Origin of the sequence: Streptomyces sp. NPDC127068, assembly GCF_042724695.1 — a bacterium.
Lineage (GTDB): Bacteria > Actinomycetota > Actinomycetes > Streptomycetales > Streptomycetaceae > Streptomyces.
The window spans coordinates 58,804-83,897 of sequence record NZ_JBHXEN010000002.1 but is presented as its reverse complement, the minus strand read 5'-3'; the positions used below and the strand labels follow the sequence as shown (position 1 = coordinate 83,897).

The window sequence follows — 25,094 nt, the reverse complement described above, 5'->3', positions numbered from 1 at the left end:
GGATTCATTGGAAGCCCAAAGATTTAGGCACCTAACGTTTACCCCACAAACGATATCGCAATCATTGGCGGAACCAACGGTTCGGTAGACTCGTCCCATGGAGAACCCGTCCGAGGACACACCGCACAGCTGGGAGACGCTGCCGAGCTGGCTCCTCACCCAGACCGCCCACCACACGCACCGGCTGGTGGCCGACGGCTTCTCGTCGGTCGGCGCCCGCGGTTACCACTACCGTCTCCTGGCGACGCTGGAGGCGTTCGGCCCGGCCAGCCAGACCGCGCTGGGCCGCGGCAGCGGCATCCACGTCAGCGACATGGTCGCGACCGTCAACGAGCTGGCCGACCGCGGACTGGTCGAGCGCGCGCCGGACCCCTCCGACCGGCGGCGCAACATCATCTCGCTCACCGCCGCGGGCAAGCGGCGGCTGCGGCAGCTGGAGAAACGACTGGCCGAGACTCAGGAGGAACTGCTGGTGCCGCTGTCACCCGAGGAGCGTCAGCGGTTGACCGAGCTGCTGTCGAAACTGTTGGACCACCACAACCGGCGAACCGGCGCCTCCTGAGCGCCGCGGCGCCCGGCCGGTCCTCACCTCGGCCGCCGCCGGCCCACGGGGTCGGCCGGCGCGGCGCCGGCCCGAGCGGCGCCTCGAAGCCTCAGCGCACTTCCAGCGCCTTCTGGATGCCCTTCTCCTTGGCCCCCAGGAAGCGCGGGTCCGGTTCGAACAGCACGTTCAGCGCGCCCTTGCCCGCCGCGAAGACCTCCCGGGCCTTCCCGTGGTACCAACTCGAATCGAGCCGCTCGGCCACTCCGATGCCGTACGCGTCGACACCCGCCGAACGGCACAGCGTCAGCGCACGACGGATGTGGAAGTCCTGCGTCACCAGCACCGCGCGGTCGACACCGAAGATCTTCTTCGCCCTGACGCAGGAGTCCCAGGTGTCGAAGCCCGCATGGTCGCTGACGATGCGCCCGTTCGGCACCCCGCGCTCCTTCAGGTAGGTGCGCATCGCGTCGGGCTCGTCGTACTCCACCCGACCGTTGTCCCCGGTCACCAGGACCACCCTGACCTTGCCCGCACGGTAGAGGTCGGCCGCCGCGTCCAACCGGTGCGCCAGGTACTTGGTCGGCTTGCCCTCCAACAGGCCGGCCCCGAACACCACCGCCACCTCCTGTCGCGGCACGTCGGCGACCGTGGTGACCCTGCCGTCGGCGGCCAGGTGCATCCAGGTGGTCGGGGTGAGGGCGAGGACCGACGCGACCATGGTCGCCTGCACCAGCCGCCGCTGGGCCCGCCGGGACCTCGGCAGGCCCGGCCGCGGCAGCTTGCGGAGGCCGGACAACTTGAGCCGCCGGGACGCGGCCTCAAGGATCAGTCGTCGTTGCTTCATACCTGGTCGGACGACTCCTGTCGGCGGATGGTTCTCCGCGCCGTTGACGCAATTGCGGCGGTCCCGGGCCACCCCGCGGATCGGTCGCGCACGCCCGGGACGGCGCAGGGGTCCGGCACCGACGCGCGTCCCGGCACCCGGGCTGCGCCGGAAGCAAACCCGCGGCGCGCAGGACGAGGGGGCGTGCGAGGTCGGCGCGGCGTACGGAAGCACGACGAGCGCTCTTCCGTACGCCTAGCGGGACATCTCCCTGATCATGCCCAATGGGCACCAGAGGAACGAATCCACGGGAATCGGGGTGCGCATGACCGGTGGGGATGCCGTGCGGGCAAGCCAGTGGGTGGTACTGAGCGGTGGGCCGCCGGAGCTCCCGCGGGTGCAACGGTTACCGGAGGGGACGGTCGCGGATGCGGCACGACTGATCCTGGCCTTCTACGGACGGCACCAACGCTTCGTGCGCACCGCCGAGACGGAGTTGGTGGAGGGACGCACGGTGCCGGTGTTCCGGTTCGACTACAGCACGAAGATCGCCGAGTAGACAGCGGTCGAACCGCCGCCGACCGGTCCGGTGGTCGAGGGGACCGTGACCGCAGGGTCGGGCCGTCAGGTCGGTTCGGAGCAGATGCTGCTCCCGGGAACGGGCGCGTTCCGGAGCCCGTCCTGCACCCGCTGGAGCCGGTTCAGCAGCGTGCGCAGGTCCGCACCGTCGGCGTAGTCGAGGACGGCCCGGTAGAACGCGGCGGCCACGTCGGGGCTCATCACGTCGGCGGCACCGAAGCACAGCCGGTAGCCCGAACGCGGCTGCAGCATCGCCGCGATGCGCTGCTGCACCGCGTCGGCGTACCGGCTCACGTCGGTGCGGGCCGAGAAGGCGGAGGACCCGGAAGCCTCGACCCAGGCCCGTTGCCCCGCGGTCCCCGCCAGGTAGGCGACGAACCGGCGGGCGCTCGGATTGCCGTCCGTGAACATGCCGATGAAGTCGCCGGACACCTCCACGGGGCGGCCGGCGGCGGGCGCGACGAAGTCGAACCGGTCGGCCCCCTGGAGGTCGGCGGCCAGGGCCGACCGGGCGCCGTGGACCAGTCGGCAGGTGGCAGCCGCCGTGGCCATCGGCTCGGTCGCCTCCGCGAAACCCCGGTGGGCAGCCCCTCGCAGCGCCGACGCCCCCATCAGGTCGTGCCAGCGCGACCACGCCCGCTCGACCTCCGGAGACGTCCACGGCAAGGTGCCCGACACCCACCGCACGTAGGCGTCGGGACCCGCGTCGGCGAGCAGGACGTCGGCGATCCAGTCGGCCCCCGGCCAGCCGGAGGTGGGGCCCGAAGCCAGGCCGAGGCACCACCGGAGACCGGACCCGGGGACGAAGTCGAAGACGTCGGCCGTATCGGTGCGCCGGGTGCCGCGCGCCGCGGAGTCGTACCAGACGAGGCTCTTGACGTCGACCTTGACCGGTACCGCGTAGGTGGTGCCGGCCACCCGGGCGAGGTTGCGGAAGGGCTGGAGGTACGCACCGATGTCGACGGTGTCCGCGTCCAGCGGTCGGAGGCCGTCGTCCTTGCCCGCGTACCGGGTGATGGCGCCCACGCTCGGCAGCACGGCGAGGTCGGGCGCGGCGCCCGCCGTCACCGAGGCGTCCAACTGCTGGGTGAGCGCCCGGGTGACCTGGACGTCCACCTGGATGCCCGTGTCGCGTTCGAAGTCCTTGACGAGGGAGTAGAACGCCTGGAACTCGCCCTGCTGCGTCCACGGAACCATGATGGACACCCGCTCGCGCGGAGCCCTGTCCGTCACCGCGCATCCCGCCGTGACCAGCAACAGTCCGAGGACCACGAGGACCTGCAGCAGTCGGCAACCCTGGCGGGGCACCGGCACCGGTGTCCTCATGGCGGGCCTCCCCGGTGTCGTCATGGCCGCGGGAACTTGTACTCGGCGAGCCGGGGACGGTACGCGACGTGGTTCAGCACACCGGCCACCACCAGCGCCAGGAGCGCCAGGACCATGGCCACGGGGTGCCCGGCGGTCGGTTGGGCGGCCAGTCGGTCCTCGTCCCACGCGATCAGCGCCGCGGAGGTGCCGGCGACGGCCGCGGTGACGACGAACGCCCCCACCAGCCGCAGACCGACGTGGCGGTGGAAGTGGCGCGCGAGGACGCGCGCGGTGGCGAGGACCAGCGCCAGCATGACGAGCGGCGGGGCCGAGGCCAGGCCCCAGAGTTGGACGGGGTCGAGCCAACCGTCGTTCTGTCGCCGGGCCAGCGCGCCGTTCTGTATCGCCGCCAGGTCCTGGAGGGAGGCCAGCAGTCCGCCCGTGCCGGGAATGGGCCGGCGGGTCTCGGGATCGACGAGTCGTCGGGCGGTGAGCGCGCCGCGCGCGGCGTCCACGCCCGCCCGGCCGCTGCGCGGATGGTCGCGGACCGCCGTGGCGGCGAGTGCCAGGCAGGTGGTCAACTGTCCCTGGACGAACTGGATCTGCTTGCGTCCGGTGGCTCCGGCGGCATTGCCCTGGGCGGCGGCCGTGACGAGGGTACTGATGCGTGCGGTCGCGTTCGCGAACTCCGTTCCCGTGCCGATCAGTGCGAACTGGCCGGTCCGGCTGGCCCGTTCCAGCGCCTCGTCCGCCTGCTGCACGGCGTGTTGGGCGTTGCCGATGTCGTCGATCGCCGCATAGGTGTCCCGGACGGAGGTGATCTCCTTCCCTCCGTTGGTGGACACCGCGAGGTAGACGACGGCGGTGGCGCACACCGTGGCCAGGATGCTCCCGCGCAGCCAGCGCAGCACCCGGACCGGATGCGCACCGCGCAGCCTCCGCCACGCCCCGGCCGACCGACGCCGTGGGCCGGCCGCGGACGTCCCTGCGGGCGGGACGCTCATCCGACGGTTCCGGCACGGCCGCCGTCGAGGCGGTGACCGCACTGTTCGCAGTAGTGGGCGGCGCGCGAGACGAGCGGCGAACCGCAGTGCGGGCAACGGCCGGGGCCCTCCCCCGCAGCGGCGGGGACGACCTGTTCGACCGCGTCCACGGGTGGGGGGCCGGTGCGCGTGGAGTCGAGCCCGAGTTGCTGCATCGCCCCGCGCGACACGTCCGGCCGTACGACCACCCGGCCGTCGGAGGTGGTGTCCGCCACGGCTCGCAGCAGGCGCAAGCGCTGTTCGTCGCCGAGTTCTTCGGCGAGCCGCAGTGCGAGGCGCAGTTCCCGGTCGGCCCGGGCCCGGTCCTCCTGCTGGTGGGCGTCGGCGCAGGCCCGCATCGCCATGCCGAGTTCCCGTTCCGTCTCGACCCGGGTGAAGTCCGTGGACACGGGGATCCGGAAGGCCGGGTTGGAGCGACGCCGCAGGATGAGGGTTTCCACCGCTGCGCAGGGCACCCGCCCCCGGCCGTCGGGCGGTTCGCTGTAGAGCGTGAGGCGGGCGGCCCGCAGCTGCTCGTCGACGGGCAGCGCACCGAAGGGGAAGCGCAGCGAGATCTGGTACTGGCGGACCCCCGGGGACCAGGCGCCGAGCGGGATGTGGATCTCCTCCGTGCGGTCCGGTCGTCGGGGCGTCAGGTCGGCTTGTACGGGGCGGGTCTGCTGGACGAACCCCAGGTCGAGCCGTTCGTTGATCCGTAGCCCCAGGTAGACGCGGGGCACGACGATGCTCTGTGCCTTCTCCACCAGGTGCACGAAGTCCTGGGTGAGGTCGGCGATGTCGATGACGGCCGCGGCGGTTCCGTGCAACGCCTCGGTGATGCGGTGGAGTTCGCGGTAGTTCCAGTCCTCGCCGAGCCCGCGGGCGTCGCAGGTGAAGCGGTCGGTGCAGGCCGCGAGGACGGCGTCGAGCTCCGCGGGGCTCTCGTGTTCGTCCCTGCCGTCGGTGTAGAGCACGGCGTGGCGCACGGTGCCGGGCGCGGTCGAGGTCTCGAAGAGTCGGCGGGCGCAGTCCAGCCAGGCGCCGATCGCCGTTCCGCCGCCCGTGAGTTGGGCGGCGACATGGGCCTTCGCCTCCTGTTTGCGGGCGGCGTCGACGCGCACCAGACGCCCGTCGGGCGGGTAGACCACGGTGGCTTCGTGGTGGCCCGCCACGATCCCGAGCAGGGTGCCGTCGCGCAGGGCGTCGATGGCGGCGCAGATCGCACGTTTGGCCTCGTCGAGCTTGCCGAGCCCGGCCATCGACAGGGACCGGTCCATGATGAAGACCTCGGCACCGGGTGGCGGGCTCCCCGGGGCGCCCGCAGCGCCCGCGGCGCCCGCAGCGCCCTCGTCGTCTGCGCGGGCGCACACCGTGACGAGTACGTCGGCCCGCGTGGCGTCGAACGCCAGGTCCGGTGAGAAGTCCTTCTCCCACGTGAAGGTCAGCGCCGCGCGCGATGAGTCCCCCATCGGTCCTCACGACCCCCTCGTCGCTCCTGACCGCCCGGTGTCCCTTGGGTGTCCGTTCAGGCTAGCGGGAGCGTAGCGCCTGCGTTCAGGAACGGGAACGGCTACGCCGATTCGGGTGGGTCGCCCCGCGGGTCCGTCGTACGGACCAGGGCCACCGCGGTTCGGGTCGCAGTCGGTTGGCCAGATCGACCAGGGCGACGAACTCCCGCTCGGTGACGGAATGGCGTGCAAGGGCCCGGATCGCCTCCGACAAGGCCAGCCGATCACCGGTGACCTGGAACTCCGCGGTCGCCAACTCGGCTGTCAGGGCCGCCCGTTCGGCGTCGTCCCCGTCGAGTTGGTCGAGCAGCGCGCGGACTCCGGTCGTTTCGTCCGGGTCGGCACCCGGTCCCAGTCGCGCCACGGAGAGTCGGAAGGCGGCGACGCGCGCCACCCGTTCGAAGCGGATCTCCTGCGACAGTTCGCCGACGATCCGCACCGCCTGTTCGGCCCCGCCGGTGCGCCACACCATGCGGGCCAGGCCGAAGCCGGCCGCTCCGAGCGCCGGAGTGGTGGCGAAGGCGGTGGCGTAGTGCGCCTCGGCGACCGGGTGGTCACCGGCCCATTCCGCGCACAGCCCGAGGGCGAGCTGCGGGATCAGCTCGCCGGGCAGCGCACCGCGCACCCGGGTGAAGTGGGACTCGGCGCCCGGCACGTCCGCTTCCGGTCGGGTGAGCGCGAGCAGGGCCTCGTACCAGTCGCGGAGCCAGTGCCCGTCGGGCAGCGGAACACCCCGCAGGACCTGTCCCGCCGCTTCGGTGTCCGCCGCGCGCAGCAAGCGCCGGCATGCGGCCAGGTGGCCGACCACGTCGGCGGTCAACGCACGGTCGTCGGCGTCGCCGAGCGGCATCGGCAGCGCCGCTGCGATCTCCCGCGGGCCGGGGGCGGCGAACGACGGTGGCAGGGTCAGGCGCACGCCGTCGGGCGAACCGTGTTCCCTGCCGGGCGCGGCGCCCCCCGGTCCCACGGTGGCGCCGATCCAGTGGCCGAGCGGCCGGGCCGCGCCGATGCCGCCGTGCAGCGACTCGTTGAGCGGGCCGAAGAGCGCCGAGGAGCGGGCCACCCGACGGCCGATCGGCGGCGTCGCCACGACCTGTCGGATGACACCGCTGAGCTGCTCACCGAACTGCCGAGCGGAGGTGAACCGCCAGGTCGGCCCGTTGACGTGGGTGGCGCGCTCCAGGAGCAGGGCCAGCGAGCGCACCCCCGGAGCGGACGGGTCCTCCAGGTGTGCGCGGGAGGCCTCCTTCAACGTCATGCCGAGGCCGTAGAGGTCGAAGCCGGGTGTGGGCCCGTCCGTGTACTCCGCGTCCCCCCGCAGCGGCGCGTACCTTTCGGTGTACTCGGCCATCGGCGAGCGGTCCGTGACGGAGCGCACCGCGCCGAAGTCGATGAGTCGGACCCGGTCGAGCGGACCCGCGGGGCCCGCCTCGTGGAAGCGGATGATGTTCAACGGCTTGACGTCACAGTGCAGCAGCCCGCGGCCGTGCAGGTAGTCGAGCGCCTGGAGCAGGCGCAGGCCGTGCGCCAGCAGCGTCTGGAGCCGGTCGCCCCGCCGTGTCGACAGCGCGGCGCCGGGGACGTACTCCAGCACCAGGTAGCTGCGTCCGTGCTCCTCCTCGTAGCCGAGGATGCGGACGATCGCGTCGTGCCGGAGCCCGACCAGTGCGTCGCGTTCCCGGTCGGACCGGGCGAGCGAGGTGCGCAGCTGTTTGACCACCACCTCGGTTTCGAGGTTGCGGTCGTGCGCGAGGTACGCCGCGCCGTACGATCCCTGGCCGACCAGGCGGCGGACCTCGTAGCGGCCGGCGATGACGAGGCCGACGACCCGGTTGAAGTCGAAGAGGGTGCCGCAGTGGGAGCAGTACCCGGCGATCCGGCCGGCGCGGCCGTCCTGGCCGCGCCCGACGGGCCGCCCGCACCCGGGGTTGGCGCAGAAACGGTGTTCCTCGGACAGCGGTCCGCTGCCCGTCTGCGGCGACTGCTCCTCGGTGCGGGCCGTGTCCGGCATCGGGAGGTCGTCGACCAGGGTGAGGCCGTACCAGGGGTCCGGCCGCACCTGCTCCACGCCGGTGGCCGCCGGTTTCGGCGGCGCCGCCACGGGCTCCGCGTCCGGCGGCAGCGGCTCCCTGTCGCAGGCGGTGCAGAATCCCTGTTCGTCGATGGTGCCGAGCCCGCATGCGGGGCGCTTGCACACCGCCATCGCCTCAACCTCCCTGGCTCCGGTGACCTTCTCCGATCCGCTGGTCGACCGCCCCGATGTAGCGGGGGACCCGCCGTCGGGCCGCCGCGAGGTCGATCGGCACCCGTTGCAGCGCGCGGGCCGCGGCCACGTACAGTTCGCCGAGCCGCAGGTCCTCGGCTCCGACCAGCCGGGCGGCGCGCACCCGGTGCAGGTCCAGGGAGACGGCGAGGTCCTCGCGCTCCCCTTCCATCTCCCGCAGCGCGTCGACGTAACGGGTGACGGCGGCGCGTGCGGCGTCCGCATCCTGCTCGACGGCGGCGATCTCGGCGTTCGGATGCGTGGTCCTGGCGACGGCGAGGCGGACGGCCAAGCGGGGCGCCCGGCCCGGTGGGAGGCGGGGCGGCGCCAGGAACGTCGTTCCCAGGGCCCGTTGGAGCGCCCGGGCCTGCTCCTCGGCTGCGGCCAGTCGCTCGACCGCCGCCCGGGCCTGCTCCTCGGTGGCCGGCCGCGCTCGGTCGCCCGCGGGCAGCGGCGTCGGGTCGAGGTGCACGTCGTACGCGAGGTCGTCGGGCGGCGCCCCTTCGAAGCCGAGGACGAGCCGCAGTCCGCGTGAGCGTGCGCGCAGGGCCAAGGGGGCGAGGAGTTCCGTGACGAGCCGGGCGGGGTCGGCGGCCCGGTCGACGCCGTCCACGATCAGACAGGGGGGCGGCCGTCGGTGCAACAGGTCGCGCACCAGTGCGGCGACACCACCCCGGGTGCCGAAGCCGAACCGCCCCGCGAGGTAGGCGCAGGCGTCGTCGGTGGAGCGTCCCCGTGCGTCGAAGGCGGCGTCGACGGTGCCGAAGCCGAGGACGGTGCCGCTGGGCGCCCTCGTGCGCGGATCGGCTTGCGTGCCCGTTCGGCCGGTGGGGCCCGACGTGCGGGCGAGGCGCACCAGCCAGGAGGAGCCCGCGCCGGTCGCACTGCCGGTGCCGACGAGGAAGGTGCCCGACCGGTCGCCTTCGCACAGTCGGGCCAGCTCCCGGGTCAGGGCGAGTTGCAGCGGATCGTCGAGATCGGGTCCGGGCAGGTCGGCGGGGCCGAAGTCGGTGATGCCGTTGCCGCCGGAGATCGTGCCGAGCCCCGGCAGGTACGACAGGATCGTCTCGGTCGGCAGCATCCAGGCCGCCTTGGCGTCCTCGTTGACGTAGTCGGCGATCACGATGCCTATCACCCGTCCGGCGAACTCCCCGTCGAGGGCCATCACTCCGGCGCCCGAGTAGCCAGGCTCGATCCAGGGATCGCCCTCGCTCACCCGCTTGAGCAGCCCCCGCTCCCCTTCGCGGCCCCCGGAGCCGGCCAGTTCGGCGTCCACTCCGACGCCGTACGCATCGACGTCCGGGAAGCCGTAGACGCGTACCCTGCCGCCGGAGATGGGCACCTTCCACAGCTCGGTCCGGATGTCGCATTCGGCCGGCTCGTCCAGTTCGAGCAGGGCCACGTCCCCGCGTCGCGTCCCGTTGCGGTAGACCCAGGTGCCGGGTGCCACGCGGGCGGTACGGGTCCACTCGGGACTGCACACCGTGCTCCGCACGCGGACGCAGGTCGCGGGGCCTCCGGGGTGGGCGCCCGCGTCCTGGACCACGTGCGCGGCCGTCAGGACGGCCCGCCCGTCGAGCAGCACGCCCGCGCCCCACGGCACGCCCTGCTCGTCGTCGACCCTCACCCGCCATGGTCTGTCCCGATGGTGATGCCGCGTCATGTGCCCACGCTAGTGGAGTAGTTGGCAGGGGAGAACGGACTCGGCAGGACGCGGAAGTGTGCGGGGAACGTCGGTGCGTACGAGTGGGGCGGCAGGCTGCTGCGATCCCTCCGCGCTCCTGGCGCCGCCCCGGCCCCGGGTCTCGGGATAGGGTCCCGTGGGAGGTGTGGACATGAGTTTCCGGCTGGCGGCGTACGCCGTGTGCATCGAGGGCGGGCGGGTGCTGCTCGCCCGCCACGTACCGTCGCGGGGCGAGAGCAACTGGACCCTGCCGGGCGGCAGGGTCGAACACGCGGAGGACCCGTTCGACGCGGTGATCCGGGAGGTCGCCGAGGAAACCGGCTGCGACGCGGTGGTCGAACGGCTGCTGGGCGTGGACTCCCGGGTGATCCCCCCGGCCGAGCGCCTCTCCCCCGGGCTGCCCGAGCACCAGAACGTCGGCGTCTTCTATCAGGTCCGCATCACCGGTGGCCGGCTCCGGCCCGAGCCGAACGGCGAAACCGCCGAGTCGGTCTGGACCCCCCTCCCCCGGGTCGCCGACCTGCGCCGGTCCTCGCTGGTCGACATCGGCCTCGCCCTGGCCCGGACGCTCCCGGCCACCGGGCACGTCGCCGCCGTCCCGATCGGCGGCCTGATCCAACACTGAAGGACCCATCGGCAGCGGCCTGACGACACCGACCGGCTTCACGCGCCCCTACGCGATGCGGTCGAGGAAGTCGAGCGCCCGGTGTTCGACCCGCGCCGCGGCCACGGCGTCGTGGGACGGCAGGCTGCTGTCGGTGAACAGGTGCCCGTCGCCGGGGTAGAGGAACAGCTCGGCGTCCGTCGCCGTCTCGACCAGCGCGCGGGCGGCGTCGACATCGCCCTCCCCGGCGAAGAACGGGTCCGCGTCCATGCCGTGGATCTGGACCGGGACGTCCGCGGGCCAGGCGCCGCCGAACTCCGCGAGCGGGAGGCACGCCTCGAACAACAACGCGCCCTTCGCGCCGGGGCGCGTCTGGGCCAGTCGCTGCGCCGGGAGGACACCGAGCGAAAAGCCGAGGTAGACGAGTTCCGCGGGCAGTCCCTCGGCGGCGGCGGTTCCGCGCGCGGTGATCGTGTCGAACCCCACGGCCTCGGCGTAGCCGACGCCTTCCCCGAGGCTGTCGAACACCCGCCCCTCGTACAGGTCCGGCGTGTGGACGGTGTGCCCGGCCCGGCGCAGCCGCTCGGCGAACCCGCGCACGCCGACGGTCAGCCCGTGCCCGTGGTGGAAGACCAGTACCTCGGCCATGACGCTCCCCTCGCTCTGCGGCCTCCGAGTGACACCGCGGCACGAGTATGGTCCGCGGCGCTGACAGGACCGTTCAGGCGTCACCGCGTTCGGGACTGCGGCCGGCGAGGACGATGTGGGGCCGGCCGCTGCGCGGGTGGTCGATGACGTCGGCCTCGACTCCGAACACGGTGCGCAGCATCTCGGGCGTGATGATCCGCGCCGGATCACCGTGCCGCACGGTCGTGCCCTCGCGCATGACGACGAGCTGGTCGCAGTACTCGGCGGCGAGGTTCAGGTCGTGCATGGCCATGACCGTGGTGAGCCCCTGTTGACGGACGATGCGCATCAGCTCCTCCTGGTGCGCGAGGTCGAGGTGGTTGGTCGGCTCGTCCAGGACGAGGACGGTTGCCGCCTGGGCGAGCGCACGTGCGAGGAGGGCGCGTTGGCGCTCGCCGCCGGAGAGCGTGGTGACGGAGCGGTCCGCGAGCCGGTCGACGCCGGTGCGCCGCATCGCGGCACGGACCCGTTCGAGGTCGTCCCGGCCCAGGGCCTGGAGCGGTCGCAGATGGGGGGTCCGCCCCACCGCCACCAGTTCCTCGACGGTGACGTCGAAAGTCACCCTGGTCTCCTGCGGCACGCCGGCGATCAGTCGTGCGGCGGAGCGCGGCTTCATCGACCAGACGTCCTGGTCGTCGACGTGCACCGCGCCGCTCTGCGGCCGTAGATGGCGGTAGACGGTCCGGATCAGGGTGGACTTTCCGGCGCCGTTCGGTCCGATCAGCCCGATCAGGGTACCCGCGGGCGCCTCCAGGGCGGCCTTCGTCACCACCTGGACGGAGCCGATGGAGACGGACACCCCGTCGACGACCAGTGCACCGTCGCCCATCCTCACGAGCCTTCCAGTCGGACCCCGCGGCGACCCATCAGGAAGAGGAACAGCGGAGCACCGATCACGCTGGTGATGACGCCGACCGGGAGTTCCTGGGGGGCCATGACGGTACGGCACACGATGTCGACCGCGAGCAGGAACAGCGCGCCCAGCAGGGCAGACATCGGGAGGAGTCGGTGGTGGTCGTTGCCCACCAGCAGCCGGGCGATGTGGGGGACGATCAGTCCCACGAACCCGATCGATCCGCAGAGGGACACCGTCAGCCCGGTGAGGAGGGCGGCGACGACGAAGAGCGTCACGCGCAGGCGCTGCGGGTCCACTCCCACGCTCGCCGAGGTCTCGTCGCCCAGGAGCATCGCATTGAGTTGGCGGGCCCCCGACATGAGGTAGACGAATCCGATGACCAACGCCACTGCGGGGAAGGTGAGTTGGTCCCAGGTGGCGCCGGCGAGGCTGCCGAGGAGCCAGAAGAGCGCCGAGTTGGTCTTGCCCGGATCCTGGGCCTGGAAGATGAGGTAGTTGGTGATCCCGGAGAGTCCCGCGCCCACCACCACCCCCGCCAGCAACAACCGGGTGGGCGAGAACTCCCCGGTCAGCCGCACGAAGGCGTAGATGGCGAGCAGGGCGGCCAGGGCGCCGACGAAGCCCGCGACGCCCGTTGAGGCACCTCCGAAGAGGGCGACGCCCAGGACGATCGAAGCGACCGCGCCGAGCGCGGCCCCCGAGGAGGTGCCCAGCAGGTAGGGGTCCGCGAGCGGATTGCGCACCAGGGCCTGGGCGACGACTCCGACGACGGACAGCGCGGCGCCGATCAACAGGGCGAGCAGGACGCGCGGCAGCCGGAGGTCCCACACGATGCCGTCCTGCACCAGCGTCCAGCCGTGCGGGTCGCCGACTCCGGTGACCCGGTGGACGAGGATCTCCAGGACCTGCGGCGCGGGGATGGCGACGGAGCCGACCACGAGCGCGAGCAGGGACAACAGGGGCACGCACAGGACGAGTACGGTCATCGCCCAGCCCGTCCGGCGACGGGCGGGGCGGGCGGCGGGGACGGTGGGCGGCTCGGTCTCGGTGCGGGACATCAGTCGAGGCGGCCGGGGTGGAGTTCCCGTGCGAGGTCGACGACCGCGTCGGCGTTGCGGACGCCGCCGATGGCGTACTCCTCGTAGGTCACCGGGATGAAGTTGCGCTCCTTGACCGCCGTCACGTCGTCCAGCGGTGCGAAACCGGTGAGGAACCGCTCGGCCTTGCGCACGACCTCGTCGAACTGGGCCTTCGTGCCCTTGCCGTAGACGACGATGGCAATCGCCTCGGGGTTGCGGGCGGCGACCTGCTCCCAACTGACCTTCTCGTAGGTGTCGTTCACATCGGAGAAGATGTTCTTGCCCCCCGCCTGGGCGATCACGGCGTTGGCGAGGTTGCGGTTGCCCTCGGCGTACGGGGTCTGGGTGCCCTCCTCGTACTCGAAGCCGAAGACACTGACCGGTTTCGCCGCGCCCACCGCGTCCCGGACCGTGGCGATCTGCTCGCGCATGCCGGAGGCGAGGGCGTCGGCCCGGGGCTCCGCGTCGAAGATCCGGCCGTAGTTGTCCAGGTCCCGGTAGACCGAGGCGAAGTCGGTGACCGGGGCCTTGGCCGCCTTCTCGCAGGCCGTGCTGAAGGCGTAGTACGCGTTGACTCCCCGCTGGGCGAGCTGTGCCTGGCTGAGCGCGCCGAGGCCCGCGTCGAAGTTCGAGGACCAGCCGCCCACGACCAGGTCGGGGTCCACGCTCAGCAACTGCTCCTTCTGGACCGGCGCGTAGGACTTCGGCTTGTACGCGCCCGACAGGGTGCGCAGACCGTTCGCTTCGTCCTCCAGTGCGGGCGGGAACGCCCCCGGGGCCACTGCCTGGATGCCGGCGATCCGCTTCTTCTGACCGAGGGAGAGCAGCATTTCCAGGACGCTGGAGGTCACGGTGGCGACCCGCGCCGGTGGCGCCCGGAAGGTCGACTCGTGCCCGGTGCAGTCCGTCACCGTGCGCTTCCCGTAGGGCTTGGCGTCCGTGGTGGACGCCGAGGAGGGGTCCCGCCCCGCGGGTTCTCCACACCCGGAGAGGCAGAGTGCCGTCAGCACCAGGGCCGTCGTGAGTGGTCTGGTTGTCCTGGGCATGCGACCCGTCCGTTCTGGTGGAGAGTGGTGCTCCGGCCGGTCGCTGACGCGTCGATCGGCGCCGGCCGGTGAGTCAGCGGGGTGAGGCGGCGACGCTCATGTCGATCGGATGCCCGTCGACCGGGCCGGACGGGTGTCCCGCACCGATCAGGTAGAGGGCGGTCTCGGAGATGCCGTCGATGCCGAGGGCCGCTTCGACCTCGCTGTCGCGGAACGCGGCGGTCTGGAAGGGGCCGAGGCCCGTCGCCGTGCTGACCAGGGCGAACGTCTGCGCGAGGTGCCCGGCGTCCAGGAGGATCATCCGCAGGGTGCGCGGGTGACGGTACTTGTAGGCGGCCCGGGACACCAGTGCGGTCAGGAACGTCACGAAGCCCGCCGTGACCGCCATCTGCTGGCCGAAGCCGAGGCGGTCGACGTCCTGGGCCGTGAAGTCGGGGTCGACCAGTTCCAGCGCGTGCTGTTCCACGTTGTAGTGGTAGAGGCCCGGTGCCACGCCCTCGACGTTGAGCACGCCCACGTACGCCTCTATCTCGTGGCGTGCGCCGCCGCCGGGGCTGGTGCGCATCATGAGCGTGCCGTACTCACGGGCGTCCACGAAGTACATCGGGCCGAACGTGTAGTGCAGCACCGTCGCGAGTTCCCGGAGCGTGACGGGGTCGCCGGTGAACTCCCGGTGCGTGCGCCGGGCCAGCAGTACGTCGTCGAAGTCCCGGCGCAGCGGCAGGAAGGCCCGGGGCAACCGCACCCGGGGGGCGTCGGGGTAGCTCTTGAAGACGGCGGGGGGCGGGCCGCTCTCCAGGGCGACGGCGGCGGCCGCGGTGCGGTGCTCGTCGTCGTCACCGATGTAGACGGCGTCCTTGGTGCCGAAGTGGAAGAAGCGGGCCTCTTCGTTCCAGTTGGCCCACTCCTCGGCGAGGTGGTCCTCCCGTTGGGCCTGTTCCGGCGTGTGCAGGAGTCCGGCTTCGGCCAGCGCGCCGATGGCGTCCCGGACGGACTCCGGGTCGTAGTCGGGCAGGGCGTCCAGAACGGATTCCGGGTCCGTCCAGTCGTCGAAGCGGTGCAGCAGGAGCAACGCCGTCTCGTCGATGACGACCGCGTTGTCCTCCTCCACATCGGAGGACTTGGTGGTCAGGTAGTCTTCAAGGACGAATTCGCCTTCGTGCCAATATCCGATGAGGCTGCGAGTTCGGCGAAGCTTCATACCGTTTCTCCTTGGAGCGCTGTGTGGGGCACCGGTGACGGGGTGCGGGACAATGGGCAGCATTGCCCCGCACCCCGCCGCTCAGCCGATTAGGCCGGGTGGTTCGACAGCAGGTTGCCGCGGGTCTTCTTGGAGCGGACCTGGATCTTGATCTTCGCCATGGTCGGTCACCTCCTCTCCTGCTCGGACGGTCGTGTCACCCTCGCGCGTCTCACGACGGCAAGGGAGTTCGGGGGCGCAGCAGGTCGATGCGCCACAGGGCGGCGACCGCTGCGATGAGGAGGAGCGTCGCCGCGACGGCGATGCCCGCCCTCCAGTGGACGTGTTGGACGAGCCAGCCGCCCGCGCCGGTGCCGGCGGCGTTTCCCGCGAAGGTCGCGGTGGTCGCCCAGGCGAACGCCTCGGTGACGGTGGCCGCGGGTGCGCAGCGGCCGATCAGGGCGAACTCGCCGATGGTCGCGGGTGTCAGGGCGAGCCCGGTGAGGATCGCCAGCCCGAACATGACCGCGGTGCCGGTTCCGGCCAGCAGCGGTAGCACGCAGGCCCCGTAGAGGGCCAGCAGCACCACGTACCGGCGTTCCACCGGTGCCGACCAGCTGCGGCTGCCGTACCAGAGTCCGCCCAGGGCGCTGCCGATGCCGATGGCCGTGTACAGCACCCCTCCCCACGAGGCGTCGCCGAAGGCGTCGGCGAAGCCGATGAGGGAGACGCGTACGACGCCCAGTGCCGCTCCGGTGGCGGCGATCGTGGCCAGCAGGAGCAGGAACCCCGACGAACGCAGGGGGCCCAGGCCGCGTTTGGTGCCCGCAGGGCGAGCGGTGCGGCAGGCGGGCAGTGCGGCGAAGACGAGCGTGCCGACGGCGATGAGGACGGCGGTGACGCCCACCGCGACGGCCGGGCCGGCCACCGCGGACAGCGCGGTCACCAGCAGCGGGCCGAGGATGAGGAAGGCGTCCAGCTGGAGGGAGTCCAGGGCGAGCGCGGTCTCGCGCCGCTGTTCGTCGAGCAGCTTGGGCCACAGCGCGCGCTGGCAGGAGGCGACCGGGGGTACCGACGCTCCCACGAGGAAGGCCGCTGCGCCGAGCGTCCAGACCGACGGGGTCAGGGCGGCCACCGTGAGGCAGACCCCGAAGGCGCAGGCGTTGATCGCCGTGGCGGCCAGCAGGGGGCGCACCGGGCCGTGCCGGTCGGCCGCCCTCCCGAAGGCGGGGCCGACGACGGCGTATCCGGCTCCTGCGGCGGCCCCGACCGCGCCGGCCGCGCCGAGCGATCCCGTCGTTTCGTGCGCCAGGAAGAGCAGTCCGAGCCCGTACATGCCCACCGGCAGTCGTGCGAGGGCGCCGGCTCCGAGCACTGCGGGGACTTGGGGGGTGCGCAGGAGCGTCGTGTAGGACTCAGTCATGGACACGCTCCTCCCGGGGGATCGGACGTAACCGTGGTTCTGACGGTGGCTGCGGCGCGGACGTACGGCGGGCTCTCATCGTTCACCGCCCTGGTGGGCACGGGCGGTCGCCGTGGGCCGAGGTGAGAGCTGAGCGCGCAGGATGCGGACGGCGTCCGACGCGTTCGGGGGCACGGACCACTGGCGGCATCCGACGTGCGGGCCGGCGAGGACGACGGCGACCCCGTCCTCGGGGCAGGTGCGCACGCATCCCGACACGGTGACCGTCAGGGTGTCCTTCGCCACCAACCCGTACAGGCGTCGGCGGGCTTCGCGTACCCATTGCTGCCCGGCTTCGGGACGGCACTGCTGGCAGATGAACACCATCGTGTCGTCCCGCTGCCAACCCTCGGCCCTCTCATCAAGTGCCATGTCTAAGGAGTCGCGACGCCCCCGCGCTTAGTTCCCGACCGTTCGCGACGAGTTCGCAGGGAAGTTAACGCGGTCCCGCCGCCCGGATCGATCATCGTCACCTGCGCGGCGGATCAGGACTGCGGGGAGCGCGGTGACGGCGTCGGTCATCGCAGGGCCTCGTGGGTGCGGGCGGTCCGGATCGCCAGGGCGGCGAGCAGGGCGCAGGCGCCTCCGAGCCACAGCACGCCCTGGAGGGTGAACGTGTCGACGATGACGCCACCGACCAACGCGCCGAGGCCGATGGACAGGTTGAACACCGCCACCCACAGCGAGGAGGCCGCTTCCACGGCCTGCGGCGCGGACTTGATCATCCAGGTCTGGAGGCCCACGGACACACCGCCGTAGGCCAGACCCCAGACGGCCAGCAGAACGGCGCCGCCGACCGCGGTCCGACCGAGCAGCAGGAAGAGCGGCATCGCCACCGCCAGGGCCACGGCGGTGATCAGCACGCTCCGGTACACCTGGCGGGAGAGCGCCGCGCCGGCGGCGAAGTTGCCGATCATGCCGGCCACGCCGAATCCGAAGAGCAGCGGGCCGACGTAGCGTTCGTCGATGCCCGACAGTTGCTGGACCACCGGGCTCACGAAGGTGTAAGCGGCGAAGTGACCGAACACGATGAGCACCGTCGCGATGATGCCGATGCGCACGCCCGGGTTGCGGAACTGTTCCCTCAGCAGCTTGGGCCGGATGGCCTGGGCGGCGGTCAGCCCCGGCAGTACGGCCAGCAGGGCGATCAGCGTGACGAGCGCCAGGACGCTGAGCGAGGTGAAAGCGATGCGCCAGCCGGTGAAGTCACCGAGCAGGGTGCCGAGCGGGACACCGAACACGTTCGCGGCTGCGACCCCGCCGAAGATGACCGCGGTGGCCCGCGGCACGTCCGCCGGGGCGACGAGCCGGACGGCCAGCCCGCTGGCGACCGCCCAGAACCCGCCGATCGCGATCCCGACCAGCACCCGGGAGCCCACCAGCACGGCGAAGTCGGGTGCCAGGGCGGTGGCCAGGTTGGACACGGTCATCAGCGTCATCAGTGCGAGCAGCAGGAGGCGTCGGTCCATCGCCCCGACGAGCATCGGCACCAGCGGCGCCGCTAAGGCGGCGACGATGCTGGGCACCGTCACCATCAGCCCCGCCGTCCCCTCGGAGACCGACAGCGCGGACCCCACGGAGGTCAGCAGACCGATCGGCAGTTGTTCCGCGGTCACCAACAGGAAGGTGCCCAGCGCCACTGCGGAGACCGCCGCCCAGCGGCTCTTCTCGGGGCCTTCCGGTTCCCGTGCCTGGGCCGGGGTCTGTTCTGCGGTCGTCAACGGAGCCTCCTCCATCATTCGGGAGCGATCGCTCCCATATTGAGGACGGTAGTATGGGAGCGATCGTTCCGCAAGTTGGGTAGGGTGAACTCATGGCACGGCCAAGGCAGTTCGACGAGATGAACGCGGTCACTTCGGCGACCGAGCTGTTCTGGCGACGCGGTTACCACGCCACCTCGGTACGCGACCTGGGCGACGAGCTGAGGCTCACGCCCAGCAGCCTGTACCGCACCTTCACGGACAAGCACACGCTGTTCCTGCGCGCGCTCGACCACTACCGGGCCAGCGAATCGGCTGAGGCCCGGCAACGGCTGGACGCCTCGGACCGTCCGGTCCGCGAGGTGCTGCGGGAGTGGTTGCTGTGGCTGGTCAGCTGCCCGACCGACGGCGCTTCCGGCGACGGCGGTTCCGGCCGCGGTTGCTTCGTGGTCAACACAGCCACCGAACTGGGCACCACCGACGAGGAGGTCAGTGAGCGGACCGAGGCCGCGTTCGAAGCCACACGACAAGCCCTGCGCTCCGCACTGACCGAGGGGCGTGACCGCGGTGAACTCTCCGCGGACCTCGACGTCGACGATGCCGTGGAACTGCTGTTCACCACGGTGCTCGGACTACGGGTGCGGGAACGCGCCGGCCATGACCCCGCACGCCTGACCGTCGCGATCGATCGCGCGCTGCGCACCCTGGGACCGACGCCCCCGTGACCTGACGGACGGCCCGGGGCGCGAGGTCGCGGTCAGGGGCGGACGCGGCAGGCGTCGTCATCAAGGCCGCGGCCGACGGCTCCGGTCCGCCCGCCGGCGCACGTGTCGTGACCTTCGGGTGGGCGTCCGGAGCCTGGGCCGAACAGCGCGCCGCCAACGTCGCGGACCTCGCCGTCGTGCCCGACTCCGTCGACTTCGCCGCTGCGAGTGCGCTTCCTGCCGCTGGCGGCACCGCGTTGCGAGCGCTGCGGCGACTGGGTGCGGTGTTGGGCCGGCGCGTCCTCATCACGGGGGCCTCGGGCCGTGTCGGGCGCTTCGCGGTGCAACTCGCCGCCCGGGCCGGCGCACACGTCATCGCCTCCGTGGGCAGCCGTGCTCGGGGTGGAGGGCTGCGCCCGGAGCATCGGGACGGCCTCCCGCGAGCCGACCACCGGCTCGACGCCCGTCCGGTGCAGCGGATCGCCCCCGGCCGTCCCGGGCGGCACCACGGACGGGCCCCGCACGCGGTTGCGCGTGCCGCGGCTCGTCCGTGGGCCGGGGTGTTAGAGGAGCAGGTCGTTCTCCGGGAAGCCCCAGCCGGCCCGGGGGTCACCGGTCGCCGGCGGGTTGGCGAACGGGGTCGTGCGGTCGCCGGTTCCGGGGTACAGGAAGAGATCTCCGTTGGGCTTGCGGGCCAGGAGGTCGGGCTTGCCGTCGCCGTTCATGTCGCCGGGAGAGACGACAGTGTTGTAGATCTGCCAGCCCCAGCCGATCCTGACCCGGGGCTGGAACGTGCCGTCCCCGTTGCCTTCCAGGAGGAAGAGTTCGTCGCCCGAGGTCGTGCCCGACGGCTTGCGGACCACCAGGTCGGGGCTGGCGCCACCCGCGACGTTGCCCGGGGCCAGGATCGTGGTGTAGTCCCCCCAGGGGCCGTCGGAGTCCGCCACGACGGTGACCGGAGTACCGATGCCGCCGTCGGGTTCGATGGGCATCCGTTGGAGCACGTTCCCGGTCCTGACCAGCAGTTCGGCGCGGCCGTCCCCGTCCAGGTCCGGACTCACGTCCAGCAGGCTCGCACTGCCGAGGCCCTGCTTGACGACCTGGGGGGCGATGAAGAACAGCTCGGTCGCGTGCCCGGGGTGGAGGAGGAGGTTGCCGCTGGCGTCGATCCCGTACAGGTCCTCGTCGCCGTCCCGGTCCGCGTCGCCGGCTCGCGCGATGTGTCGCAGCGCGCCCCAGTTGGCGTTCCAGTGAGCGCCCACCTTGCAGTACAGGGACTGGATCTTGTTGTCGGTCCGGCCGAAGTGCCGGTACAGATCGCCGTCGAGACCGCGGCGCAGCAGATCGGCCCGGCCGTCGTCGGGGTTGTTGCAGTGGTTCCAGGTGGCTGCGCCGCGCAGTGCGTAGTGGTCGGAGACCCCGGCGTGCCGGGGCATGGCGTCGGCCGCCACGTTCTTGAAGTGCGCCTCGCTCAGGAAGATGTAGTCGTACTTGGCCTCCACGCGCCCGATGGTGGGGTCCGCGCGCAGGGTGGGTTCGCCGGAGCGGCAGCGACCGGGGGGCGGCGCGAGGGCCAGGCATTCCGGGGTGTTGCGCGAGGCGTCGGTCTCGTCCGCCTCGATGAACTTCCCGGCCCCGTTGGAGTGGCTGTAGAGGTGGCTGAGGGGCGCGGCCAGGGGGGCGAGGCGCGGCTCGACGATCGTCGAGCCCGGCGGCTTCTGGGGGTTCGGGTCCGGGATCACGTGCTGGGCGTTGAAGTCCCCGCCGAGCACCACCGGTATGCCCTGGTCGATCCAGGGCTGGACCCCCTCGGCGAGCTTCTTGGCCTGCGCGGTCCGCTCGGTCCGGTCGTTGTGGGTCAGATGGACGGAACAGGCTCGGGTCTTGCGGCCCTGGAGCGAGGTCTCGACGCAGGGCGCCTTCCACCGGCTGTCCTTGCCGGGCGTGTACAGGTGGAGGGCGGGCAGGGCGGTGGCCGGCGCCTTGGCGAAGATCGCGATGCCGAAGTCGTTCTCGGCGACGGCGGGACCTCCGGGCGGGTCGTACTTGCACAGGTCCCCGCTGCCGTCCTGGGCGGGGGTGATCATGGGCTCGAACACGCCCTGGTAGCCGTGGCTCGTGAGCCGTGTCGTCAGCTCGTTGAACTGGGACCTACAGACCTCCTGGAGGAAGACGATGTCGGAGTCCCACTCGGTGGTCTGCCGGACGACCTCCGCGGACCGCTGCTTCACCTCGTCGGTGAGGGAGCAGTCCGCCGTGGTGTCGTTGTTGCCGCAGATGTTGTAGCTGAGGAAGCGCAGCACCGGGGCCGATGTCGGTGACACGGTGTCGGCGGACGAGGTGGGCGCCAGCACGCCCCCCACCATCACCGCCGTCAGCAGGGCAACGAATAACGCGCGTAGTCGCATGTTTCTCCTTCGTCTCAGGCATCACCAACTATTGCGTATCTCATACGCAATGCATAGGGGTCGACGTGTGGCACCTACAACTGGCCGTACGGCGGGGGGACGATGCGACCTGGTCGAACTCCCTGTCAGTGGCGGCTGCTTGACTCGACGGCATGAACGACGAACAGCTTCTGGCCGACGTGTTCACGACCCTGTGGCCTGACGTTCACGACCTGACCTGCCGGGAGCCCGGGCACGCACCGGGTCACGCCTGTCTCTCCATCTCCGGAGGCGTTGACCTGCGCAATGTCGTCGAGGAACTCTCCGCGCGGTACGGCGAACCCTTGGCCGGCACCGACCGACTGCCGCCCTTACCCTTCTCGGGGCAGGTCGACTGGACGTTCGCCTGGCCGTTCAGCAACCGATGGATCGCCTTCGGCCGGACCGGCCACGGCACACGAGGTGCACCCGTCCTGGTGATCGCCCCGCGCAGCACGCCGAACGCGGAGCAACTGCCCCCGGAACTCTCCTGGTGGGAGCGGCTCGTCGCCGTGACCGGCTGGGAACCGAGGACCACGGGGACGGTCGACTGGCCCGCAGTCGAATCGTCACTGGGAACGCCGCTGCCGAGCGACTACAAGAAGCTCGTGGAGACGTTCGGCGAGGGCCTGTTCTCCGACTTCTACCAGGTGTTCATGCCGGACGGCCTGATCAGCAGGACCCGGTGGGGGGCGAGGCACGGCCAGGAGTCCTGGGAGCCGTATCCGCCCTTCCCCGCCCCGGGCGGGCTGGTGCCGTGGATGGGCAACGAGCACGAGCAGTCGTTCTCCTGGATCACCGAGGGCCCCGACCCCGACCGGTGGCCCGTCTACGCCACCGAGGCCGAACCCGTGGCGGGACAGCGGTTCGCTTGTACGGCCACGGAGTTCCTGTTCCGCAGCCTCACCGACCCGCAGCACCCCATCGGCCTGCCCGTGGACCTGCGGGCCCACTGGTTCCTCGACACGGACAGACCTGTGGACTCCGGGAGGTGCGAATGACGACCCGTCAGTGCCGAGGGCTGCGGGACCCGACCCGCCCGCGGTACCGCCACCGTCCGGCAGGCTTGGACGTCGCGTCCGGCGGCCCGCCCGGTCCTAGAGCTCGGCCACGAGGAGCCGGTAGCCGACGTCGAGTTCTTCGCGGTCGAGCAGCTCGGCATGACGTTCGTGCCACCGGCCGGAGGACAGGTCCTCGGCCAGCCGGGCCAACCCCGGCTGGAGGACTTCGTCCCGGGTCTGGGCGAGCATCGACATGCCGGCCCGGACCTGCGGGTCGAGGTATGCCTCGGGTCGGCGCCAGAAGGCGGCGAGGAATCCGTCGGTGCAGTCGTGCGGGACGGGCACGGTCTCGACACGGGCGCCCCCCAACAGCGTCACCAGGTGGTCGACCGCGACCGCTCGCACCTCGTCCACCGCCGCCGCCTCGGGCAGGTACTCCTGCGACAGCCAGAAGCCGCGGCTGACGTCGTGGTCGAAGGTGAGGATGACGATCCGCTGCCGGGCGATCCGACGGAGTTCCGCGATGCCGGCTTCCAGGTCGCTCCAGTGGTGCACGGTCAGCACGGCCATCGCCGCATCGGCCGAGTCGTCAGGCACGGGGATCGACTCCGCGGAGGCTTCCAGGGCCCGCGCGGACCCGGCCGGACGCTGGGCGATCATCACCGAGCTGGGTTCCACGGCCAGCACCGTGTGGGACGGTTCGTAGGAGCCGGCGCCCGCTCCCACGTTGATCACCGTGGCGGCATCGCCGAGGGCCTGATGGATTCTGGCAGCGATGCGCGGGTCCGGTCGCCGAGTGTCTGCGTAGGTCACACCGATGCTGTTGTAGGTCGCCACACCGCGAAGTATGCGCCTCGTGTGCCGTACGGGGAAGAACGCGCAGCGGCGGCGTCGGTGGTCGCGGTGGGCCTACCGGAGGATGAGCCCTTCGTCGGTGTGCTGCCAGCCGTTCCGTTGGTACGCGCGGGGTGACATCCCGTGGGCGCGGGTGAAGACCCGGGTGAGGGCGGAGGCGTCCGCGTAGCCGAGTGTCCGCGCGGCCCGGCCGACCATCATGCCTTCTTCGAGGTACTGGCGGGCGAGGGTCATGCGGAGCTGGGCCCGCCACTGCACGTAGGGCTGGCCCGTGGCGTCGACGAAGTCCTGGCCGAGGGTCCTGGCGTCCACCCCGAGTTCCGTCCCCCACTGGGCGAGCGTGCGTCGACTCGCGGGTTCGCGTCGGGCTTCCTCGACGATCCGGGCGACTGCCGGGGTGACCGATCCGCCGACCCCGGTGGACGGGCGCGGCACGGCGAAGGGTTCGAGGAAGCGTCGCGTGATGTCGTTCGGATCGTGTCCCTCGGGGCGGATGAAGCTGTAGTTGGCGACGACGGTGTGCAGGAGCCGGTGCTCGGCCTGCGGGGGGAAACTCCGGATGAGGGCGTCCGCTGGCAGGGCCGCCGCAACCCCGGGACGGGAGCCGAGCGGGAGCAGGAGTGCACCGCGCGGGAGCGTGACGCTGTTGGGCACTCCGGCCGGGAGCCAGGCGACCTCGCCCTGCCGCAACCGGTGCTTGCGGCCCCCGACGACGAGCCGTGCGGTCCCGCGGTAGGCCCAGACGAGCACATGGAAGTCGCTGATCCGGTTCCAGGTCCGTGACGCCGGGATCGGCGGGGGCTTCCCGATCGTCCCGCCGTCCGCGTCCGTCTGCGGGCGGGCGTCCATCTGCGCGTCGAGGGGGTTCGGGAACGGCCGGATTCCGGTCGGTCCGTTGCGGTGCTGTTCCTGGTACGCGCGGGGTGTGACACCGCAGTGCGCGCGGAAGGCCTTGGTGAACCCGGCGGGGGTGGAGAAGCCGACCTGTCGGCCGGTCCAGCCGATGGCGTGGCCGAGGTTGAGGTAGCTGGCCGCGGCGGCGACCCGGGCGGCGGTGCGCCACCGGGCGAACGGCCGTCCCGTCTCGTTGAGGAACTGCTGTTGGAGCGTTCGGACGCCGATGCTGACCGACTCCGCCAGTTCGTCGATTCCGGCGCCGTGGCCCGGATTCCGGAGCAGCGTCCGCGCGACGGCGAGGGCTTCGGGCGAGGTGGGCAGTGGTGGGGCGGGCAAGGTGCTGCGGCTGTCGTGCGCCGGGTCCGCCGGGCGCGCGTTGGCCACGAGGTCGAGCACCCCGCTGTCGTCCGCGGCCCCGCGCAGATAGCCGAGGCTGCGGGCGAACTGGTGGGTGAGCCAGTCGGACCAGCCGACCGGGAAGTCGACGCGGAGCGGACGGTCGATGGCGTTCGACCGGGAACGGGCGGCGGGGAAGATCGGAACCGCGACGGAGCCGGCGTCGACCTCCACCTCGTAGGGGACGCCGGCGGGCAACCAAACGCCCTGGCCCGTAGTGAGGCAATGGCGTTCCGTCGCCGTCCGCACCCGGGCGGTCCCCGTGTGCATCCACAGCAGGGACGGCTGTCGCGCGTTTCCCGGTGAGCTCGCCCGAGCGGCCGGCACCTGCGGAGTCAGTGCGATCGGCAGCCGAGGGCCTGCGGCCGTGTCACCCACGGTCCGTCAGTCCATAGATCATGCACATCAGGATAACTGCTGGCCGGAAGGCAAGGCTAGCCTTACTTAAGTGGCTCCGGTGGCGGTCTGAC

General features: G+C 71.8%; 22 protein-coding genes and 1 pseudogene. 6 read left to right on the top strand and 17 right to left on the bottom strand.

Annotated elements, in window-relative coordinates:
• Positions 1–97: 97 nt before the first annotated feature.
• Positions 98–562, top strand: coding sequence for a MarR family winged helix-turn-helix transcriptional regulator (locus tag ACFWIA_RS01710; RefSeq protein WP_386999333.1), 465 nt, complete (start codon positions 98–100; stop codon positions 560–562).
• A gap of 91 nt (positions 563–653) precedes the next feature.
• Here ACFWIA_RS01710 and ACFWIA_RS01705 read toward each other — a convergent pair whose 3' ends face one another.
• On the bottom strand, positions 654–1,388 hold the full coding sequence (locus ACFWIA_RS01705; protein ID WP_386999331.1) for a vancomycin high temperature exclusion protein: 735 nt from the start codon (positions 1,386–1,388) through the stop codon (positions 654–656).
• A 256-nt stretch (positions 1,389–1,644) separates the two neighbouring features.
• Here ACFWIA_RS01705 and ACFWIA_RS01700 point away from each other — a divergent pair, with 256 nt between their 5' ends.
• Positions 1,645–1,926 carry a DUF5988 family protein gene (locus tag ACFWIA_RS01700; protein WP_386999329.1) on the top strand — a complete coding sequence of 94 codons (282 nt, stop codon included), beginning with the start codon at positions 1,645–1,647 and terminating at the stop codon, positions 1,924–1,926.
• Between the two features lie 65 nt (positions 1,927–1,991).
• Here the strand turns inward: ACFWIA_RS01700 and ACFWIA_RS01695 are convergent, their stop codons facing one another.
• The 5 genes from ACFWIA_RS01695 to ACFWIA_RS01675 form a co-directional block, all read right to left on the bottom strand.
• Complete coding sequence (locus ACFWIA_RS01695; RefSeq protein WP_386999327.1) at positions 1,992–3,272, bottom strand: ABC transporter substrate-binding protein; 1,281 nt, start codon at positions 3,270–3,272, stop codon at positions 1,992–1,994.
• A gap of 20 nt (positions 3,273–3,292) precedes the next feature.
• The gene (locus tag ACFWIA_RS01690) at positions 3,293–4,258 is read right to left on the bottom strand and encodes a hypothetical protein (RefSeq protein WP_386999325.1); all 966 of its coding nucleotides are present in this window, start codon (positions 4,256–4,258) and stop codon (positions 3,293–3,295) included.
• Positions 4,255–5,745 carry a VWA domain-containing protein gene (locus ACFWIA_RS01685; protein ID WP_386999323.1) on the bottom strand — a complete coding sequence of 497 codons (1,491 nt, stop codon included), beginning with the start codon at positions 5,743–5,745 and terminating at the stop codon, positions 4,255–4,257. The genes ACFWIA_RS01690 and ACFWIA_RS01685 overlap by 4 nt, the downstream gene beginning before the upstream one ends.
• Before the next feature lie 85 nt (positions 5,746–5,830).
• Positions 5,831–7,987 carry a tetratricopeptide repeat protein gene (locus ACFWIA_RS01680; RefSeq protein WP_386999320.1) on the bottom strand — a complete coding sequence of 719 codons (2,157 nt, stop codon included), beginning with the start codon at positions 7,985–7,987 and terminating at the stop codon, positions 5,831–5,833.
• Positions 7,988–7,991: 4 nt separating this feature from the next.
• The gene (locus ACFWIA_RS01675; RefSeq protein ID WP_386999318.1) at positions 7,992–9,710 is read right to left on the bottom strand and encodes a trypsin-like peptidase domain-containing protein; all 1,719 of its coding nucleotides are present in this window, start codon (positions 9,708–9,710) and stop codon (positions 7,992–7,994) included.
• Between the two features lie 172 nt (positions 9,711–9,882).
• On the opposite strand from ACFWIA_RS01675, the gene ACFWIA_RS01670 reads away from it, so the two are divergent.
• Entirely contained in the window at positions 9,883–10,356 is a 474-nt protein-coding gene (locus ACFWIA_RS01670) for an NUDIX hydrolase (RefSeq protein ID WP_386999316.1), read from the top strand.
• 48 nt (positions 10,357–10,404) lie between these two features.
• Here the strand turns inward: ACFWIA_RS01670 and ACFWIA_RS01665 are convergent, their stop codons facing one another.
• The 8 genes from ACFWIA_RS01665 to ACFWIA_RS01630 all read right to left on the bottom strand — a co-directional run bounded on the left by ACFWIA_RS01665 (position 10,405) and on the right by ACFWIA_RS01630 (position 18,366).
• The gene (locus ACFWIA_RS01665) at positions 10,405–10,983 is read right to left on the bottom strand and encodes a dienelactone hydrolase family protein (RefSeq protein ID WP_386999314.1); all 579 of its coding nucleotides are present in this window, start codon (positions 10,981–10,983) and stop codon (positions 10,405–10,407) included.
• Between the two features lie 73 nt (positions 10,984–11,056).
• Positions 11,057–11,851 (bottom strand): ABC transporter ATP-binding protein, encoded by a 795-nt coding sequence (locus ACFWIA_RS01660; RefSeq protein ID WP_386999312.1) that lies wholly within the window; start codon positions 11,849–11,851, stop codon positions 11,057–11,059.
• 2 nt (positions 11,852–11,853) lie between these two features.
• Positions 11,854–12,936, bottom strand: a complete 1,083-nt coding sequence (locus ACFWIA_RS01655; protein WP_386999310.1) for a FecCD family ABC transporter permease — start codon at positions 12,934–12,936, stop codon at positions 11,854–11,856.
• Entirely contained in the window at positions 12,936–14,003 is a 1,068-nt protein-coding gene (locus ACFWIA_RS01650; protein ID WP_386999308.1) for an ABC transporter substrate-binding protein, read from the bottom strand. The genes ACFWIA_RS01655 and ACFWIA_RS01650 overlap by 1 nt, the downstream gene beginning before the upstream one ends.
• A 73-nt stretch (positions 14,004–14,076) precedes the next feature.
• Positions 14,077–15,204, bottom strand: coding sequence for a SagB/ThcOx family dehydrogenase (locus tag ACFWIA_RS01645; RefSeq protein WP_386999306.1), 1,128 nt, complete (start codon positions 15,202–15,204; stop codon positions 14,077–14,079).
• Between the two features lie 211 nt (positions 15,205–15,415).
• Positions 15,416–16,606: an MFS transporter gene (locus ACFWIA_RS01640; RefSeq protein WP_386999304.1), complete on the bottom strand. Its 1,191-nt coding sequence runs from the start codon at positions 16,604–16,606 to the stop codon at positions 15,416–15,418.
• A 75-nt stretch (positions 16,607–16,681) separates the two neighbouring features.
• Entirely contained in the window at positions 16,682–17,017 is a 336-nt protein-coding gene (locus ACFWIA_RS01635; RefSeq protein ID WP_386999302.1) for a hypothetical protein, read from the bottom strand.
• 146 nt (positions 17,018–17,163) lie between these two features.
• Entirely contained in the window at positions 17,164–18,366 is a 1,203-nt protein-coding gene (locus tag ACFWIA_RS01630; protein WP_386999300.1) for an MFS transporter, read from the bottom strand.
• A 92-nt stretch (positions 18,367–18,458) separates the two neighbouring features.
• On the opposite strand from ACFWIA_RS01630, the gene ACFWIA_RS01625 reads away from it, so the two are divergent.
• Entirely contained in the window at positions 18,459–19,070 is a 612-nt protein-coding gene (locus tag ACFWIA_RS01625; protein ID WP_386999298.1) for a TetR/AcrR family transcriptional regulator, read from the top strand.
• Between the two features lie 35 nt (positions 19,071–19,105).
• A pseudogene (locus tag ACFWIA_RS01620) lies at positions 19,106–19,462 on the top strand (alcohol dehydrogenase); the annotation flags it as partial.
• 150 nt (positions 19,463–19,612) lie between these two features.
• Here the strand turns inward: ACFWIA_RS01620 and ACFWIA_RS01615 are convergent.
• A complete protein-coding gene (locus ACFWIA_RS01615; protein WP_386999296.1) occupies positions 19,613–21,457 on the bottom strand; it encodes an FG-GAP-like repeat-containing protein in 1,845 nt (614 codons plus the stop codon).
• Positions 21,458–21,609: 152 nt separating this feature from the next.
• Here ACFWIA_RS01615 and ACFWIA_RS01610 point away from each other — a divergent pair, with 152 nt between their 5' ends.
• Positions 21,610–22,476 carry a hypothetical protein gene (locus ACFWIA_RS01610; RefSeq protein WP_386999295.1) on the top strand — a complete coding sequence of 289 codons (867 nt, stop codon included), beginning with the start codon at positions 21,610–21,612 and terminating at the stop codon, positions 22,474–22,476.
• Between the two features lie 96 nt (positions 22,477–22,572).
• Here the strand turns inward: ACFWIA_RS01610 and ACFWIA_RS01605 are convergent, their stop codons facing one another.
• Entirely contained in the window at positions 22,573–23,313 is a 741-nt protein-coding gene (locus ACFWIA_RS01605) for a class I SAM-dependent methyltransferase (protein ID WP_386999293.1), read from the bottom strand.
• Between the two features lie 72 nt (positions 23,314–23,385).
• A complete protein-coding gene (locus ACFWIA_RS01600) occupies positions 23,386–24,894 on the bottom strand; it encodes a helix-turn-helix domain-containing protein (protein ID WP_386999291.1) in 1,509 nt (502 codons plus the stop codon).
• Between the last annotated feature and the right edge of the window lie 200 nt (positions 24,895–25,094).

Coding starts and splice junctions, on each gene's coding strand:
- ACFWIA_RS01710 (WP_386999333.1), top strand. CDS start 98: ATGGAGAACCCGTCCGAGGACACACCGCACAGCTGGGAGACGCTGCCG.
- ACFWIA_RS01705 (WP_386999331.1), bottom strand. CDS start 1,388: ATGAAGCAACGACGACTGATCCTTGAGGCCGCGTCCCGGCGGCTCAAG.
- ACFWIA_RS01700 (WP_386999329.1), top strand. CDS start 1,645: ATGCCCAATGGGCACCAGAGGAACGAATCCACGGGAATCGGGGTGCGC.
- ACFWIA_RS01695 (WP_386999327.1), bottom strand. CDS start 3,272: ATGAGGACACCGGTGCCGGTGCCCCGCCAGGGTTGCCGACTGCTGCAG.
- ACFWIA_RS01690 (WP_386999325.1), bottom strand. CDS start 4,258: ATGAGCGTCCCGCCCGCAGGGACGTCCGCGGCCGGCCCACGGCGTCGG.
- ACFWIA_RS01685 (WP_386999323.1), bottom strand. CDS start 5,745: ATGGGGGACTCATCGCGCGCGGCGCTGACCTTCACGTGGGAGAAGGAC.
- ACFWIA_RS01680 (WP_386999320.1), bottom strand. CDS start 7,987: ATGGCGGTGTGCAAGCGCCCCGCATGCGGGCTCGGCACCATCGACGAA.
- ACFWIA_RS01675 (WP_386999318.1), bottom strand. CDS start 9,710: ATGACGCGGCATCACCATCGGGACAGACCATGGCGGGTGAGGGTCGAC.
- ACFWIA_RS01670 (WP_386999316.1), top strand. CDS start 9,883: ATGAGTTTCCGGCTGGCGGCGTACGCCGTGTGCATCGAGGGCGGGCGG.
- ACFWIA_RS01665 (WP_386999314.1), bottom strand. CDS start 10,983: ATGGCCGAGGTACTGGTCTTCCACCACGGGCACGGGCTGACCGTCGGC.
- ACFWIA_RS01660 (WP_386999312.1), bottom strand. CDS start 11,851: ATGGGCGACGGTGCACTGGTCGTCGACGGGGTGTCCGTCTCCATCGGC.
- ACFWIA_RS01655 (WP_386999310.1), bottom strand. CDS start 12,936: ATGTCCCGCACCGAGACCGAGCCGCCCACCGTCCCCGCCGCCCGCCCC.
- ACFWIA_RS01650 (WP_386999308.1), bottom strand. CDS start 14,003: ATGCCCAGGACAACCAGACCACTCACGACGGCCCTGGTGCTGACGGCA.
- ACFWIA_RS01645 (WP_386999306.1), bottom strand. CDS start 15,204: ATGAAGCTTCGCCGAACTCGCAGCCTCATCGGATATTGGCACGAAGGC.
- ACFWIA_RS01640 (WP_386999304.1), bottom strand. CDS start 16,606: ATGACTGAGTCCTACACGACGCTCCTGCGCACCCCCCAAGTCCCCGCA.
- ACFWIA_RS01635 (WP_386999302.1), bottom strand. CDS start 17,017: ATGGCACTTGATGAGAGGGCCGAGGGTTGGCAGCGGGACGACACGATG.
- ACFWIA_RS01625 (WP_386999298.1), top strand. CDS start 18,459: ATGGCACGGCCAAGGCAGTTCGACGAGATGAACGCGGTCACTTCGGCG.
- ACFWIA_RS01615 (WP_386999296.1), bottom strand. CDS start 21,457: ATGCGACTACGCGCGTTATTCGTTGCCCTGCTGACGGCGGTGATGGTG.
- ACFWIA_RS01610 (WP_386999295.1), top strand. CDS start 21,610: ATGAACGACGAACAGCTTCTGGCCGACGTGTTCACGACCCTGTGGCCT.
- ACFWIA_RS01600 (WP_386999291.1), bottom strand. CDS start 24,894: ATGCACACGGGGACCGCCCGGGTGCGGACGGCGACGGAACGCCATTGC.